This is a genomic window from Streptomyces sp. NBC_01445 (assembly GCF_035918235.1).
In the GTDB taxonomy this organism is placed as follows: Bacteria; Actinomycetota; Actinomycetes; order Streptomycetales; family Streptomycetaceae; genus Streptomyces.
In genome coordinates this window covers 8,294,698-8,309,900 of the sequence record NZ_CP109485.1, presented here as the reverse complement: position 1 = coordinate 8,309,900, position 15,203 = coordinate 8,294,698, and the positions used below count along the sequence as shown (strand labels likewise).

The 15,203-nt window shown below is 73.0% G+C and carries 13 protein-coding genes and 1 pseudogene; 7 read left to right on the top strand and 7 right to left on the bottom strand.

The window, feature by feature from the left end; all coding sequences use genetic code 11:
* Nucleotides 1-2 precede the first annotated feature (2 nt).
* The 4 genes from OG574_RS37855 to OG574_RS37840 form a co-directional block, all read right to left on the bottom strand.
* Nucleotides 3-809: an SAM-dependent methyltransferase gene (locus tag OG574_RS37855; RefSeq protein WP_326776875.1), complete on the bottom strand. Its 807-nt coding sequence runs from the start codon at nucleotides 807-809 to the stop codon at nucleotides 3-5.
* 90 nt (nucleotides 810-899) lie between these two features.
* Entirely contained in the window at nucleotides 900-1,334 is a 435-nt protein-coding gene (locus tag OG574_RS37850) for a hypothetical protein (RefSeq protein WP_326776874.1), read from the bottom strand.
* Nucleotides 1,335-1,399: 65 nt separating this feature from the next.
* Complete coding sequence (locus OG574_RS37845; protein ID WP_326776873.1) at nucleotides 1,400-2,137, bottom strand: ABC transporter permease; 738 nt, start codon at nucleotides 2,135-2,137, stop codon at nucleotides 1,400-1,402.
* 2 nt (nucleotides 2,138-2,139) lie between these two features.
* On the bottom strand, nucleotides 2,140-3,069 hold the full coding sequence (locus OG574_RS37840; protein WP_326776872.1) for an ABC transporter ATP-binding protein: 930 nt from the start codon (nucleotides 3,067-3,069) through the stop codon (nucleotides 2,140-2,142).
* A 108-nt stretch (nucleotides 3,070-3,177) separates the two neighbouring features.
* Between OG574_RS37840 and OG574_RS37835 the strand changes: the two genes are divergently transcribed.
* The 3 genes from OG574_RS37835 (at nucleotide 3,178) to OG574_RS37825 (ending at nucleotide 6,379) form a co-directional block, all read left to right on the top strand.
* A complete protein-coding gene (locus OG574_RS37835; RefSeq protein WP_326776871.1) occupies nucleotides 3,178-4,407 on the top strand; it encodes a sensor histidine kinase in 1,230 nt (409 codons plus the stop codon).
* 44 nt (nucleotides 4,408-4,451) lie between these two features.
* Nucleotides 4,452-5,102, top strand: a complete 651-nt coding sequence (locus OG574_RS37830; protein WP_326776870.1) for a response regulator transcription factor — start codon at nucleotides 4,452-4,454, stop codon at nucleotides 5,100-5,102.
* A gap of 119 nt (nucleotides 5,103-5,221) precedes the next feature.
* Complete coding sequence (locus OG574_RS37825) at nucleotides 5,222-6,379, top strand: ROK family transcriptional regulator (RefSeq protein ID WP_100597568.1); 1,158 nt, start codon at nucleotides 5,222-5,224, stop codon at nucleotides 6,377-6,379.
* Between the two features lie 114 nt (nucleotides 6,380-6,493).
* Here the strand turns inward: OG574_RS37825 and OG574_RS37820 are convergent, their stop codons facing one another.
* Both OG574_RS37820 and OG574_RS37815 read right to left on the bottom strand, forming a co-directional pair.
* A complete protein-coding gene (locus tag OG574_RS37820) occupies nucleotides 6,494-7,261 on the bottom strand; it encodes a GntR family transcriptional regulator (protein ID WP_326776869.1) in 768 nt (255 codons plus the stop codon).
* 259 nt (nucleotides 7,262-7,520) lie between these two features.
* Complete coding sequence (locus tag OG574_RS37815; protein ID WP_326776868.1) at nucleotides 7,521-8,399, bottom strand: RNA polymerase sigma-70 factor; 879 nt, start codon at nucleotides 8,397-8,399, stop codon at nucleotides 7,521-7,523.
* Nucleotides 8,400-8,581: 182 nt separating this feature from the next.
* Here OG574_RS37815 and OG574_RS37810 point away from each other — a divergent pair, with 182 nt between their 5' ends.
* A complete protein-coding gene (locus tag OG574_RS37810; protein ID WP_100597571.1) occupies nucleotides 8,582-9,412 on the top strand; it encodes an alpha/beta fold hydrolase in 831 nt (276 codons plus the stop codon).
* Nucleotides 9,413-9,880: 468 nt separating this feature from the next.
* Here OG574_RS37810 and OG574_RS52800 read toward each other — a convergent pair.
* Nucleotides 9,881-10,285: pseudogene (locus OG574_RS52800) on the bottom strand (EamA family transporter); the annotation flags it as partial.
* Nucleotides 10,286-10,332: 47 nt separating this feature from the next.
* Here OG574_RS52800 and pdxR point away from each other — a divergent pair.
* The 3 genes from pdxR to OG574_RS37790 all read left to right on the top strand — a co-directional run bounded on the left by pdxR (nucleotide 10,333) and on the right by OG574_RS37790 (nucleotide 15,112).
* Nucleotides 10,333-11,796, top strand: coding sequence for a MocR-like pyridoxine biosynthesis transcription factor PdxR (gene pdxR / locus OG574_RS37800; protein ID WP_326776867.1), 1,464 nt, complete (start codon nucleotides 10,333-10,335; stop codon nucleotides 11,794-11,796).
* 174 nt (nucleotides 11,797-11,970) lie between these two features.
* Nucleotides 11,971-13,554 carry an alkaline phosphatase D family protein gene (locus OG574_RS37795; protein WP_326776866.1) on the top strand — a complete coding sequence of 528 codons (1,584 nt, stop codon included), beginning with the start codon at nucleotides 11,971-11,973 and terminating at the stop codon, nucleotides 13,552-13,554.
* A gap of 106 nt (nucleotides 13,555-13,660) precedes the next feature.
* Entirely contained in the window at nucleotides 13,661-15,112 is a 1,452-nt protein-coding gene (locus tag OG574_RS37790) for a GNAT family N-acetyltransferase (RefSeq protein ID WP_326776865.1), read from the top strand.
* Nucleotides 15,113-15,203 lie beyond the last annotated feature (91 nt).

The window sequence follows — 15,203 nt, the reverse complement described above, 5'->3', positions numbered from 1 at the left end:
CGTCAGGGCTTGCGGGCCAGGACGCCGAACTGGGCGACGATCGGCCCCTCGTCGGCGCCGTCCGTCCGCCAGCGCGCGCAGGAGACGAGGCCTGGCTCCAGGATGTCGAGTCCGTCGAGGAAGCCCTCGACCTCGGCCCGGCCGCGGGCGGTGATCGGCGGTGTCGCGTTCTCGTTCCAGAAGCGCATCGCCTCCTCGTTCCCCTCCCCGCCCAGTTCCAGCGTGGGGTGCGTGACCACGAGATAACTGCCGGAGGGGACCGCGTCCACGAGGTGGCGCACGATGGACGTGGCCTCGGCGGTGTCGAGGATGAAGTTCAGGATGCCGAGCATCATGACCGCGACCGGCCGGCCCAGGTCGAGGGTGCCGGAGGCGGCGCGGAGGATGGCCGCGGGGTCATGCGCGTCCGCGTCCACATAGCTGGTGGCGCCCTCGTCCGTGCTGGTGAGGAGCGCGCGGGCGTGCGTGAGCACGATCGGGTCGTTGTCGACGTAGACGACGCGGGAGTCGGGGGCGATGCGCTGGGCGACCTCGTGAGTGTTCTCGGCGGTGGGCAGGCCCGTGCCGATGTCGAGGTACTGGCGGATGCCTGCCCGGCCGGCGAGGTAGGTCACGGCGCGGCCGAGGAAGGCCCGGTCGGCGCGCGCCACTTCGCCGATGCTGGGGTACATGGAGGTGACCTGGTCGCCGACCCGCTGGTCCACCTCGTAGTGGTCCTTGCCGCCGAGCCAGTAGTTCCACACGCGGGCGTTGTGCGCGATGTGGCTCGCGGTCCGCTCCCCCGGCTCGTGCCCGCTCTGCTCGCTCACGTGCTCTCCCTCGCCTCGGTCGTGCCATGATCCGCTGCCAAGATCCCATGGTGGCACGGGAGTTCCCGCATACGGGGACCAGGCGCGTCGTCAGGGCGGGTCCACGTCCGTGACGGCGGCGACGAGCCGGAAGGGCAGGTCCTCCGCGCCGAGCGGGATGCCCAGCACGATCCACCGCCCGTCGGCCTGCCACAACTGGACGTCCGGAACATACGCGCTGAGCGCGGCCCAGGGCTCCGGTATGTGCTCCCCGCCCTCGACCGCGCGCAGGCTGACGCTCCACAGGCTGAACCACTGCGGCTCCCCCCAGCGCTCGGTGAGCACCGACGAGAGCCCGTCCCGGTCGGCGACCCACTGGTCCTGAGCGGCGCCCTCGGGAGCCGGCTCCCGGAGTTCGTCGCACGTCGCCAACTCCGCGATGTGGTAACCCGGTCCGCCGGAGCCCGCGTCCGATCTGCCGTGCTCCGCGGGGAACTCACGGGAGCGCAGCAGGTCGATCGTCGCGAGATGCTGTGCGGTGCTCATGACGCCCAGTAAAGCGGCCACCACTGACATTTGGCGGGGCGTCCGGCGGTTACGAGTCCCTGCCGTTACGCGTCCCTGCGGCGCAGCGCCCACCAGCCGGCGAGGAGCGCGGCCGCCGCCCACGCGGCGGTGACGGCGAGCCCCGTCCACGGCCCGAGCGTGCCGGCCGGGTCCTGGTGCAGGACCTGTTGTCCGGCGTGGTCCGGCAGGAAATCGGCGACGGAGGCGGCCATGTCGCCCACGACGAAGGACACGATCAGGATGAAGGGGATGAGCAGGCTCAGGACCGCGACCGCGCTGCGCAGGACGACGGTGAGACCGGCCGCGAACAGGGCCATCAGCGCAAGATAGAGGCCGCCTCCGACGCAGGCGCGCAGCGCGCCCGGATCGCCGAGCCCGAGGGCGTAGGACCCCATGAACGCCTGCCCGGAGAGGAACGTGACGAACGAGGTGAGCTGGCCCGCGACAACGGCGAGGGCACCGACGACCGTCATCTTCGCCGCGTAGAGCAGATTCCTGTTGGGGACCGCGGCGAGGGAGACGCGCAGGGCGCCGTTGAGATACTCCGAGGACACGGCGGTCGTGCCGAAGGCGATGGCCGCGATCTGGCCGAAGTTGAGTGCGTGGAAGGCCCCGAAGAGGAGGTCGGCTCCCTCGTTGTCCGCCTCCGCCCGGCCGACCGCCGCGGTGGCCAGGACGTTGATGGCTACGGTCACGACGAAGACCGCGAGGAGTGAGCCGGCGCTGGCGCGCACCGACCTCACCTTGATCCATTCGGAACGCAGTACGGCGGTGGTCGACATCGTCAGGCCTCCTGGAGGGGGGTTGTGGCGGACGCGAACTCGGCGGCGTCCGCGGTGAGGGCGAGGTAGGCCTGCTCCAAGGAGGCTGATTCGTCGGCGAGTTCGAGGACGGGGATGCCGTCGGTGGCGGCGAGCGCGCCGATCTCCTCTGCGCGCGCCCCTGCGACGGTCCAGCGGCCGTCGCCGGTGGCCACGGCTTCGAGTCCCTTGCGGCGCAGTGCGGTGTGCAGGCTCGCGGGGTCGGTGGTGCGGACACGGGCGCGCCGCTCGCTGTGCGCGTCGATGAAGTCCTGCATCGGGGTGTCGGCGAGCAGCCTGCCCCGCCCGAGGACGACGAGGTGGTCGGCGAACGTGGCGGTCTCGTTCATGAGGTGGCTGGAGACGAGGACTGTGCGGCCCTCGCGGGCGAGGCCACGCATCAGTTCGCGGATCCAGATGATGCCTTCGGGGTCCAGGCCGTTGGACGGTTCGTCGAGCATCACGACCTGCGGGTCGCCCAGGAGTGCGGCTGCGATGCCGAGGCGCTGGCGCATGCCCAGCGAGAACGTCTTGATCCGGCGCCCGGCGACGGCCGCGATCCCGGCGAGCTCCATGACCTCGTCGACCCGGCGCACCGGGATGCGGTTGGCGGCGGCGAGGACGCGGAGGTGATCGCGGGCGGTACGTGAGCCGTGTGCGGCCTGTGCGTCGAGGAGGGCGCCGACCTCGCGCAGGGGTTCGTCGAGCGCCCTGTAGGGGCGGCCGCCGACGGTGGCGGTGCCCGAGGTCGGCCGGTCGAGGCCGAGGACGAGGCGCATGGTGGTGGACTTCCCGGCGCCGTTCGGGCCGAGGAATCCGGTGACCCGGCCGGGCCCGACGCTGAACGTCAGGCGGTCCACCGCGCGGGTCGTGCCGTACTCCTTGGTGAGCTCTTGGACGTCGATGCTGGTCATGGCTCCAGCCTTGCGGCCGCGCCCCCGCCGGGTCCTCCCCCGGGCGTGGAGAGCGTCTCCCCCATGAGGGGGAGCCGTTCGCGCCCGCACCGCTGGCACGATGGCGGCATGTCCCGCCTCCTCGCGCCGCTGACCCGCGCGGTCACGTACACCCGCTGGCTGCATCTGCTCGTCGGCGCGATCATCGCCCTGGTGTGCGGGTCGGTGTACCCGGGGCTCACCCGGCCGGGGTACGGGCAGTGGGCCCTGATGCTGTTGATTCCGGTGCCGCTCCTCATGGCGGCCGCCGTGATCCCCGTGGTGCGCAGGGCCGAGGGTCTCCAGGCCCGCCTGATGCTGTTTCCCGGTGCGCACGCGCGCGTGGAGGACGGTTCGGGTCCACGGGAGGCGGGGGTGTCCGTGGCGCCGTCGGCGTCGTGGCGCGACCGGGGCAGGACCGCGGTGTGGTTGGTGCTGCGTCTGTGGGCCGGCTGCGCGGTCGCGTTCGTGACCGGCCAGTTCATGGCTCTCGCCCTGGAACTGGTCGACGCCACGTCGGGCGGCCCCGCCGAGGCAGAGTCCCTCATCCCCGTACCGGGGCACGGCTGGGCGTATGCGCTGCTCGTGCCGGTGCCGCCGCTGGTGCTTGTGGGAGTGGTCGCGCTCGCAGGGCGCCTGATGGCCTCGGCCGCCCTCGGTCTGCTCGGGCCGTCCGCGGCGGAGCGCCTGGCCGCCCTGGAGGAGCGCACCGAGCAGCTGCTCGAACGCAATCGCATCGCCCGCGAACTCCACGACTCCATCGGGCACGCGCTGACCGTCGCCGTCGTGCAGGCCGGCGCGGCGCGAGCCGCCGCCGATCCGGCGTTCACCGACCGCGCCCTGGACGCCATCGAGGAGACGGGCAGGACGGCCCTGGAGGACCTGGAGCGGGTCCTGTTGGTGCTGCGCGAGTCGGAGCAGCCCGCGAGCCGCCGTCCCACGCTCACGGAGGCGGACCGTCTTCTGGACTCGGCGCGCGCCTCGGGAGCCGAGGTCGACGCGGAGGTACTCGGCGCGCTGGACACGGTGCCCGGTCCCGTCTCCAGAGAGGGCTACCGCATCCTTCAGGAGGCGCTGACGAACGTCCTGCGCCACTCGGGGGCCGTTCCGATCCGGGTCGCCGTCACGGTCGACGACGCCCGCCTGTGGCTCGACGTACGCAATCCGCTTCCCGTGGGCGCGCCGGTGAACGGCCAGAGCAGCGGGACCGGCAGCGGTTTGCGGGGGATCCGCGAGAGGGCGGCGCTTCTCGGCGGACGGGCGCGGACGGGTCCCGACGAGGGGCAGTGGCGGGTGCACGTCGAGCTACCGCTCGGCTGAACCCGTCCCCACGTATGCCCCGACCGCTCCCCTAGGCTGTCCGGATGCCGCTCACCGTGCTCCTTGTCGACGATGAACCGCTGGTCCGCGCGGGGTTGCGCGCCGTGCTTTCGGCGCAGCCGGACATCGAGGTCGTGGGCGAGGCGGCCGACGGCGCCGCCGTGATCCCGCTCGTCCGGCAGCTGCGTCCGGACGTGGTCGCCATGGATGTGCGCATGCCTCTCCTGGACGGCATCGAGGCCACGCGCGCAGTGCTGCGCAGTGTGTCCGAACCGCCCAAGATCCTCGTGATCACGACGTTCGAGAACGACGAGTACGTGTACGGGGCGCTGCGGGCGGGCGCCGACGGGTTCCTGTTGAAGCGTTCGCGGCCGGCCGAGATCGTGAACGCGGTCCGACTCGTGGCCGAGGGCGATTCGCTGCTGTTTCCCGCGGCCGTGCGGCGCCTCGCGGCCGAGTACGGCAACACGTCGGCGCGGGAAGCGATGGACCGCGCGGCGCTCACGGAGCGGGAGGCGGACGTACTGCGCCTCATGACTCGGGGCCTGTCCAACTCCGAGATCGCCGGCCACCTCGTCGTGGGCACGGAGACGGTCAAGTCGCATGTGAGCGCCGTCCTCGCCAAGCTCGGGGCGCGGGACCGGACGCAGGCCGTCATCGCCGCCTACGAATCCGGTTTCGTCTCGCCCGGCTGAGCGCCCCTTCATCCCGCCCGGCTGAGCGTCCCGGGACACAGAAGTGCACCCGCGCTCGCCGGTGTCCGCCGCGGCGAGTACGATCCGCCCAACACGCGCGCGAGCTGGGAGGACGGACGTTGGGGCGGCTGACCGGCGGGGACCCCTCTCTGCTACGGCGGATCAACTCCGCGGTGGTGCTGCATGCCCTGCGCGCCACGGATCTTGCGACGCTCACCGAGATCACCCGGGTCACCGGGCTGTCCCGGCCCACGGTCGAGGGCGTCGTCGAGGGGCTCATCGCGGCGGGGCTCGTCGTGGAGACGGCCGTCGACGACAGCGGGACGCGGCGCCAGGGGCGGCCCGCGCGCCGGTTCCGCTTCCGGGCCGAGGCGGGGCATCTGCTCGGTCTGGAGATCGGCCCGCACCGCGTGGCCGCGGTCCTGTCGGACCTGGACGGCAAGGTGCTCGGCACGGCCGCGAAGGACGTCGACGAGACCGCTCCGGCCGACGAGCGCATCGAGCGGCTGCGGACCGCGGTCGCGGACCTGCTGCGCCGCGCGGGCGTCGCCCGTAACTCGCTGCGGGCGGTCGGCGTGGGCAGCCCCGGCATCGTGGAGGCCGACGGCACCGTGCGCCTCGGCACCGCCCTGCCGGAGTGGACGGGGCTTCAGCTGGGCGAACGGCTGCGGCGCTCCTTCAAGTGCCCGGTCCTCGTGGAGAACGACGCGAACGCGGCGGCGGTGGCCGAGCACTGGAAGGGCGCGGCGACCGAGTCCGACGACATCGTGTTCGTGCTGGCGGGGCTCAGCCCGGGCGCGGGCGCACTGATCGGTGGCCGGCTGCACCGCGGGTACGGCGGCGCGGCCGGGGAGATCGGGGCGCTGCATCTCCTGGGGCGCGAGGTGCGTCCCGAGACGTTGCTCTCGACGACGGACGAGCCTCTGCACCCGCTCGACGAGCAGGCCGTGGCGCAGGTCTTCGCTCTCGCGCGCCAGGGCGACGAGCGGGCGGGCGCGGCCGTCGACCGGTTCCTCCAGCGGCTGGTGCACGACGTGGCGGCGCTGGTGCTCGCCCTCGATCCGGAACTGGTCGTCGTGGGCGGCTGGGCGGCCGGCCTGGACGGCGTACTGGAGCCGCTGCGCCGGGAGTTGGCCCGCTACTGCCTGCGGCCGCCGCGCGTGGCCCTGTCCGTTCTGGGCGAGGCGGCGGTCGCGACCGGGGCGTTGCGGCTCGCGCTGGATCATGTCGAGGAACAGCTGTTCGCCGTCGAGGGAACGGTCACGGCGCGCCGCTAGCCGGAAACGCACCAGACACCGAGGGCCCACCGTGAAAGATCACGGTGGGCCTATACGGATTGCGGCGCGCTCGGCGTGCGCGGAGTGCGGCGCCCGGATTGCAGCGTGCGCGAGTCAGGAGGCGCGTCGGTCCGGGCCGTGGTGGATCTCGACACCGCCCGAGTCGCCGAAGGTGAGGCGGCAGGTGTCGGCGCGGTAGGTGGCCACGGAGACCGCGGCCGTCTCGCCCTCGCTGAAGAACCGGGTCGTGACGACGAGAACGGGCGCACCCGGCAGCCGGTCGAGCTCCTTCGCGTCGTCGGCACGGGCCGAGCCCAGCTCGACGGCGCGGTCCTGGCCTTCGAGCCCGAGCCGCCGCAGCTCACGCAGCACGGAACGCGCGCGTGAGGGCCCCGACGGGGCGTCTATGGCGGAGAGTTCGGGCACGGACGACGACGGTACGTACAGCAGCTCGGCAGCGACGGGCTGGCCGTGCGACACGCGCGTACGGCGCACCCGGTGGACGCGCTCGTCGGGCGCGGTGCCGAGGATGCGGGCCACGGCCGCCGGCGGCACCGCGAGCTCGCTGTCGACAGCCTGCCAGGCATCGCCGTCGGCGTCGCCGGGCCACTCCTGGTCGTCGGACGAGTCGACCGCCACGCCCACACGGGGCGGCGCGACGGTGGTGCCCACGCCACGGCGGCGCTGGAGCCTGCCTTCGAGTTCGAGCTGTTCGAGCGCCTGCCTGAGCGTGGCACGGGCGACTCCGAAGCGGGCCGCGAGGTCCCGCTCGTTCGGCAGGATCTCTCCCACGGCGAACTCGGAGTCGAGTGCCTCGGTCAGCACGGTCTTGAGGTGCCAGTACTTCGGCTCCGGCGCCGTTTCCAACTGCGTGGTCCCCACCCTGTCCTCCGCAATCGCCGTGTCCCTGCTGCGTTTAGCGCCCTTGTTTATTAAAGGTTCCTGCACTATCTCTGCGAGGGTAGGCCCGCCCTCCGACTTGGTCAAGACCAATCCTTGGTCCGCTCCGTGGCCCGCGGGTGCTCTGCCACAGAGCGTTCATGGCGGTCCGCAGAGCGTTCACGCCACGTTCGCGAAACGACGAGAGCCCCCACCCGGTCGGCGGGGGCTCTCGGTGACGGCGGACGGCGCGGAGGGGACGTCAGGCGAGCGACACGAGCTTGTCCGGGTTGCGCGCGATGTAGACGCACTGCACCTGGCCGTCGGCGACATCCACCTGGAAGACACTGTCCGGCTTGCCGTCGACGAGGACGAGCACGGCCGGACCTCCGTTGAGCTCGACGATCCGGAAGGTGAATCCGGTGCCGCCGCCCTTGGCGACGCCGAGCAGGAAGCGGCCCACCTTGTCGGCGGACTCGATGACGCGCAGCGGCGCCTTGGACTTGCCGCCGCTGTCGCCGACGAGGCGGGCGTCGGGCGCGAGGAGCGCCATCAGGCCCTCCAGGTCCCCGCCCGTCGCGGCAGCGAGGAAGCGCTCGGTGAGGTCGCGCTGCTCGACGGGGTCGACGTCGAAGCGCGGCCGGCGCTCGTCCACGTGCTTGCGGGCACGTCCCGCGAGCTGGCGCACGGCGGACTCGCTGCGCTCGAGCGTGGTGGCGATCTCGGCGAACGGGAACCCGAACGCCTCGCGGAGCACGAACACGGCGCGCTCCAGAGGCGAGAGGGACTCCAGGACGACGAGGACGGCGAGCGACACCGACTCGGCGAGTACGGCCGCCTCCGCGGTGTCGGGCGCGGTCGGCCCGAAGTCGGTGACCAGCGGCTCCGGCAGCCAGGGACCCACGTACGCCTCGCGCCGGGTCTGCGCCTGCCGCAGCCGGTCGATGGCCAGGCGGGTGGCGACGCGGACGAGATAGGCGCGTGGTTCGCGCACCTCGTCGCGGTCGGCCTGCGCCCAGCGCAGCCAGGCGTCCTGGACGACGTCCTCGGCGTCGGCCACGCGGCCCAGCATGCGATAGGCGACCCCCATCAGGACCGGCCGGTGTTCTTCGAAGACCTCAATCACGGTGTCGGTTGCCACCCCTCCATCCCAACGGACGCGGCGGCACGTGTCCAGGTGGAATCGGTGCGTCGGTGACCACAAACGGCTCCGCGTCGGGCTTCGCTCCCCCGTCCCCCTTGAACTGGGAGCTACTGAGCGGTAATTGTTGCTGACAAGCAGTCTAAGGAACCGTCGCGCCGGCGTCGGGGACAGGGAGCGACATGGCCACAGAGGTGTCCTTCAGCATCGAAACCCCCGATGGCCCCCGCGAGGTGACCGTCGCGTACGAACGCGTGGGCACCGGGGAGCCCCTGCTTCTCCTGCACGGGATCGGCCACCACTGGCAGGCCTGGGCCCCCGTGATCCCGGTCCTGGCCGCCGAACGCGACGTGATCGCCATCGACCTGCCGGGCTTCGGCGCCTCTCCCGCGCTGCCCGACGGCGTCCCCTACGACCTGCCGACGGTGGCGGCGACGCTCGGCTCGCTCTGCGCGGCCCTCGGCATCGAGCGGCCGCACGTGGCGGGCAATTCCCTGGGCGGTCTGCTGGCCCTGGAGCTCGGCCGCGAGAAGCTCGTGCGGTCGGTCACCGCGCTGTCGCCCGGCGGGTTCTGGTCGCAGGCCGAGCGCCGCTACGCGTTCGGCACGCTGCGCGCGATGCGGCAGGGGGCGCGGACGCTGCCCGTTCCCGCGATCGAGCGGCTGTCCCGGTCGGCCGCGGGCCGGGCGGCCCTGACGAGCACCATCTACGCCCGCCCCGGCCGCCGTTCACCCGATGCGGTCGTCGCGGAGACCCTGGCCCTGCGCCACGCCCCCGGGTTCGCGCAGACCCTCGCCGCGGGCCTGGACGTGCAGTTCACGGACGACGTGCCGGACATCCCGGTGACCGTCGCCTGGGGCACCCGCGACCGGCTGCTCCTGCGCCGCCAGGGCATCAGGGCCAAGCACGCCGTTCCCGGAGCCCGCCTCGTGCGGCTGCCCGGCTGCGGTCACGTCCCCATGAGCGACGACCCGGCGCTCGTCTCCCGCGTCATCCTGGACACCAGCCGCTGACCGCGCGCCGAACACGCCGGAGCCCAGCGCCACTCCGGAGCCGACGAGGGCGCTGCCGACGGCCTGCGCGACGCCGTACGTCCCGGTGCCGACGACCGGCGCGGTGCACGCCGCCGCCACAGGGATGAGCCCGGAGAACAGGGTGGCGCGCTCGGCGCCGATGCGCTGCATGCCGATGTACCAGCACACGAAGCCGATCACCGTGACGACGGCGGCCTGCCACAGCAGGGCCGTCGCCTCGGTGGCATCGGGTACGCGGAGCATGTGCGTGCCGTCGAGCACCGCGCCGACGAGGGCCGACTCCAGGGCGGCGACGCCGCAGACCGTGCAGGACAGCAGCTTCGGGCCGAGGGGCCGCAGCACCGGCACCGCGAGGACGGCGAAACCGACCTCCCCGATGAGGGCTCCTACGGAGAACAGGAGGCCGGCCGTGTCCGTGCGCCCCCAGCCCTGGACGGTGAACGCGCCGACGGCGACCAGCAACGCCCCGTAGAGGACGGCCCGTTGGGGCCGACGGCCCGCGAGCACGGGTACGAGCACTGCCACGACGACCGGGGCGCATCCGACGAAGACTCCGGGGACGGCCGGTTCGGCGCTGCGCTCGGCGGCGAGCACCGCGAGGTTGAAGCCGACCATCCCGACGGCCGCAAGCAGGGCGAGACGCCCCCATCGGCGGCCGGTGAGGTGGCGCAGCGGCGCCGTGCCGCCCCGGCCGAGGAGCGGCAGCAGAAGCAGGCAGGCGAGGGCGTACCGGACGAACTGGCCGCCTGCGTAGGGGTAGTCCCCGAGGACGCTGTTGGCGGTGAAGGAGGCGCCGACGAGGACGCAGGCGAGGGCGGCCGGCAGGGCCCCTCGGATCGAGTGCGCGTTCATGGCCCTGACGCTAGGGAAGGCGGCGGCCCGGATTAAGGTCCACGTTCATGACGTCATCGGGGACCAATCCGCGTACGGCGGACGGTGGCGGCCAACCATCGTCCGCTGCCTGGGAGTTACTGCTTCCCGCCGCATCGGCGCCCGCACGCGCGCGTGGCCGCGGTCTCCAGGCCGCACTGCGGGACGCCGTCAGGTCGGGGCGGCTCGCGCCCGGGACACGGATGCCGTCGAGCCGCGATCTCGCGGCGGATCTGGGCGTCTCGCGCGGGCTGATCACCGAGGCGTACGAGCAGTTGACCGCCGAGGGGTATCTGCGCAGCGGGCGCGGCGCGGGGACCTGGGTGGGCGGGGCGGTGCGCGCCGCGGCGGCGGCCGGAGTGAGGGACCTGGCGCCCCGTCCGCCGGGCACGCGCGCCGACTTCGTGGCGGGCAGCCCCGATCTGTCGCTGTTCCCGAGGGCCGCGTGGGCGGCGGCGCAGCGCGGGGTGCTGGCCGAACTGCCGCACCACATGCTGGGCTACCCGGATCCGCGGGGCATCCCCCGGCTGCGTACCGCGCTGGCGGAACTCCTCGCGCGGCGGCGGGGCGTGGTCGCCGATCCGGAGCGGATCATCGTCTGCTCCGGGGTGGCCCAGGCGGTGACGCTGCTCGGATTCGTGCTGCACGCGCGCGGGGAGCGCTCGGTGGGCGTCGAGGACCCGGGGAGCCCCGATCTCGGTTCACTGTTCGCCTCGGCCGGCGTCGGCACGACCCCGCTGCCCCTGGACGGCGAGGGGCCGGCCATCGGGCCGCTGCGGGACGCGGGGGTGCGCTCCGTGGTGACCACGCCGTCCCACCAGTTCCCCTCCGGCATCGCCTGCTCACCGGCGCGCCGCACTCAACTCCTCGACTGGGCACGGTCGGTGGACGGCCTCGTCATCGAGGACGACTACGACGGCGACTTCCGTTACGACCGCGCACCCGTAGGAGCGCTCCAGGGGCTCGACCCGGAGCATGTCGCGTACACGGGCTCGGTGAGCAAGTCGCTCGCCCCGGGGCTGCGGCTCGGCTGGATGGTCGTGCCCGCGGGTCTGACCGACGAGGTCGTCGAGCGCAAGCGCTACATGGACCTCGGCAACCCCGCCCTCGACCAGGCTCTCCTGGCCCGTTTCATCGAGCGCGGCGACTACGACCGCCAGTTGAGGCGCTGCCAGCGCACCTATCGAGAGCGGCGCGACACCCTGGTGGCCGCGCTCCACGAACATCTGCCGGGCACTCAGGTGACGGGGATCGCCGCCGGGCTGCACGTCATCGCCTGTCTCCCCGAGCGCTACGGGTCGCAGAAGGCGCTCCTCGAACGGGCCTCGGCGGCCGGGGTCACCGTCCGCCCGCTGAGCCACTACGGCACCTCGGACAGCGGCGACGGCGGAGTGCGGCTGGTCCTCGGGTACGCGCATCTGCCGCCGGCCCGGATCGCGGAAGGCGTACGTCTCCTGGCGCGCGCGGCTCATGAGAGGGCCACGCGCGCGTGAGCAGCGGCGTGGGCATGTGAGGCGACGCAGCGCGCCGGGTTCCCCGATCCCCAGGGGCAGTTGTTCACTTGGGGTTCGCGTGTGCGCCGTGGTGAGCCCGTAGGTGTGGCTTCGCCGCGGCGCCCCCGCAGTGGTGGCACCGCACTGTCGGAACCCGTTTCTGGAGGCGTATTCATGTCACACCGTCCGCCGAGTTCTCTGCCCGGCCGCCGCGGGGTGCTGCGCGGCTCGCTCGCCGCTTCGGCCGCCCTGGCGCTGCCCGCCGTGGGCTCGGCCGCAGCCCCGGCCTTCGCGCTGTCGGGTCGCCCGAAGGCGGCGTGGGGTGTTCAGGCAGGGGACGTCGGCGCGCACTCGGGGCTGATCTGGACGCGCTCCGACCGGCCCGCCCGCATGATCGTGGAGACCTCCGCGACGGAGTCGTTCCGCCGGTCCACCAGGTGGCACGGGCCGCTGATCGGCGCGGGCACGGACTTCACGGGCACCACCCGCCTGCGCGGCCTGCCGCCGGGCGAGCAGATCCACTACCGCGTGGTGCTCGCCGACCCCGACGACCCCCGCCGCACGGGCGAACCCGTCACCGGCACCTTCCGCACCACCCCCGTGGGCCGCCGCGACGGGGTGCGCTTCCTGTGGTCGGGCGACATCGCGGGCCAGGGCTGGGGCATCAACCCGGACATCGGCGGTTATCGCGTGTACGAGGACATGCGCGCCCTCAACCCGGACTTCTTCCTGTGCAGCGGCGACAACATCTACGCCGACGGCCCGATCCTGCCCAGCGTCACGCTGCCCGACGGCCGGGTGTGGCGGAACGTCACGACGGAGGAGAAGTCCAAGGTCGCCGAGACGCTGGCCGAGTTCCGCGGCGCGTTCCGCTACAACCTCCTCGACGAGAACGTGCGACGCTTCAACGCGCAGGTGCCGTCGATCGTCCAGTGGGACGACCACGAGGTCCACAACAACTGGTACCCGGGCCAGATCCTGGACGACGCCCGCTACACGGAGAAGGACACGAACGTCCTCGCCGCGCGGTCCCTGCGGGCGTTCAGCGAGTACTTCCCTGTCTCCACCCTGGCGCCGGGCGACGACGAGGGGCGCGTGTACCGGGTCCTGCGGCAGGGGCCCCTGCTCGATGTGTTCGTGCTCGACATGCGCTCGTACCGCAACGCCAACTCCCCGGGCCGGCAGCCCGACGACGCGACCGGGATCCTCGGCGCGCGGCAGCTGGCCTGGCTGAAGCGTGAGCTGTCCCGGTCACGGGCCGTCTGGAAGGTGATCGCCTCCGACATGCCGCTCGGCCTGGTCGTGGCCGACGGCAAGGTGAACTACGAGGCCGTCGCGCAGGGCGATCCGGGAGCGCCGCTCGGCCGCGAGCTGCAGATCGCCGAGCTGCTGCGCCACATCAAGCACGACCGGATCACGGGCACGCTGTGGCTCACGGCGGACGTGCACTACACGTCGGCGCAGCACTACGACCCGTCGCGCGCCGCGTTCCAGGACTTCGAGCCGTTCTGGGAGTTCGTCTCCGGCCCGCTGGCGGCGGGCGGTTTCCAGGCGGTGAAGCTGGACGGCACCTTCGGCCCCGAGCAGAGCTTCGTCAAGGCGCCGGACCGGGCCAACACGTCCCCGATGGAGACCCCTCAGTACTTCGGCGAGGTCGACATCGACGGCGGCAGCGGCGAGCTGACGGTACGGCTGCGGCAGCAGGGCGGCGACGTGCTGTTCTCCAAGGTGCTCCAGCCGGGGCGGGTCGGCCAGTAGGGGACCAAGGCAGCCAAAGAGGACATAAGCAGTCTTTACCCATCGGTCACAAAGCGTTCGTGATCACGCAACACGGTTCCTTCACAGTGGCTGCATGAGTCCAGACATGTCTGATGTGAGGCGGGCCAAAAACGGCCGCCCTGTCCACCACTGGCGGCGCGACGTCGTCGAGCTCGCCGCCCTGTTCACGGCCGTGGCCGTCGCGGACGCCGTGGCGAACCTCGTCGGTCACGGCCCCGACGGCCCCGCGCTGCTCGCCATCTCGGCGGTCGCGCTCCTCGCCACGGCCGGATTCCACACATGGTGGGCACGCCGCCACAACCACGCACCCCCGACAGGCGATACCGACGCCCGGCGGCTCCCCACGGAGCACGCCGGGCAGTCGGAACAGCCCGACACAGAGGTCCCCGCGGGCGCCGCCCCGCAGGCGACGAACGAGGCCACGGCCACCGCGCTGTGGCGCATGCGGACGACGGTCCGTGACGAGCCGGGGTCGCTCGCGGCGCTGTGCACGGCGCTCGCCCCGCTGCGGGTCGACATCCTGAGCCTCCAGACGCACCCCCTGGGTGAGGGCACCGTGGACGAGTTCCTGCTGCGCGCGCCGCAGGACCTGCCCGCCGCCGAACTCACCCGGAACGTGTCCCTGGCCGGCGGCTCCGGCACCTGGATCGAGCGGGCCGACGCCCACGACCTCGTGGACGCGCCCACCCGCATCCTCGGTCTCGCCACGCGCACGGCCCTGGACGCAGCTGAACTCCCTCTCGCCCTACGCCAGTTGCTCGGCCGGTGCACCATCAGGTCGCTCCCGGCCACGACGATGGGCGGCCGAAGGACCGAGAGCGCGCCCGTGGAGGGGGCGCTCGAAGGGACCGTGATCCGGCTCCGGGCCCCCGAAGGCGGCGTGATCACCGTGGAGCGGCCCTATCTGCCGTTCACGCCCACCGAGTTCGCGCGCGCCCGCGCCCTGGTCGAGCTCGATGCGCGGCTCGGCCCGCGCATCCCACGCAGCCAGGACGTCCTGACGCTCCCCGAGGGCAAGGCGATCACCGTGCGCCGGGCCGACTCGGACGACGTGGAGGCGGCCAAGGAGATGCAGGAGCGGTGCTCCCGCGCGACGCTGAGCAAGCGCTACCACGGGCCCGTCGGCGACGCGGACCGCTACCTCAACCACCTGCTCAGCCCCCGCTTCGGCCGCACGCTCGCCGCGCAGACCGCGTCGGGCCGCATCGTCGCCCTCGGGCATCTGCTGTGGGACGGCGACGAGACGGAGATCGCGCTGCTCGTCGAGGACGACTGGCAGCGCCGCGGCATCGGCACCGAGCTGCTCGGCCGCCTCGTGGCGATGGCGGTCGAGGCGGGCTGCGAGAGCGTGTACGCGGTCACGCAGGCGTCCAACACCGGGATGGTCGCGGCGATGCGCGGCCTCGGACTGCCCCTCGACTACCAGATCGAGGAGGGCACGCTGGTGATCACGGCGCGCTTGGAGACGACTGCGGTCAGGTCGCGGCTGCCGTACGAGGGGCCCCGCGCGGCGTACGAGCCGGCCGACCGGCACTGAGGTCCGGACCGGCGCTGAGGTCCGGACCGGCCGGGACCGGCTCCGCGCGAGCCGGCCCGGACCGGTCCGCTCCTGCGTCTGTCCGGCCCGG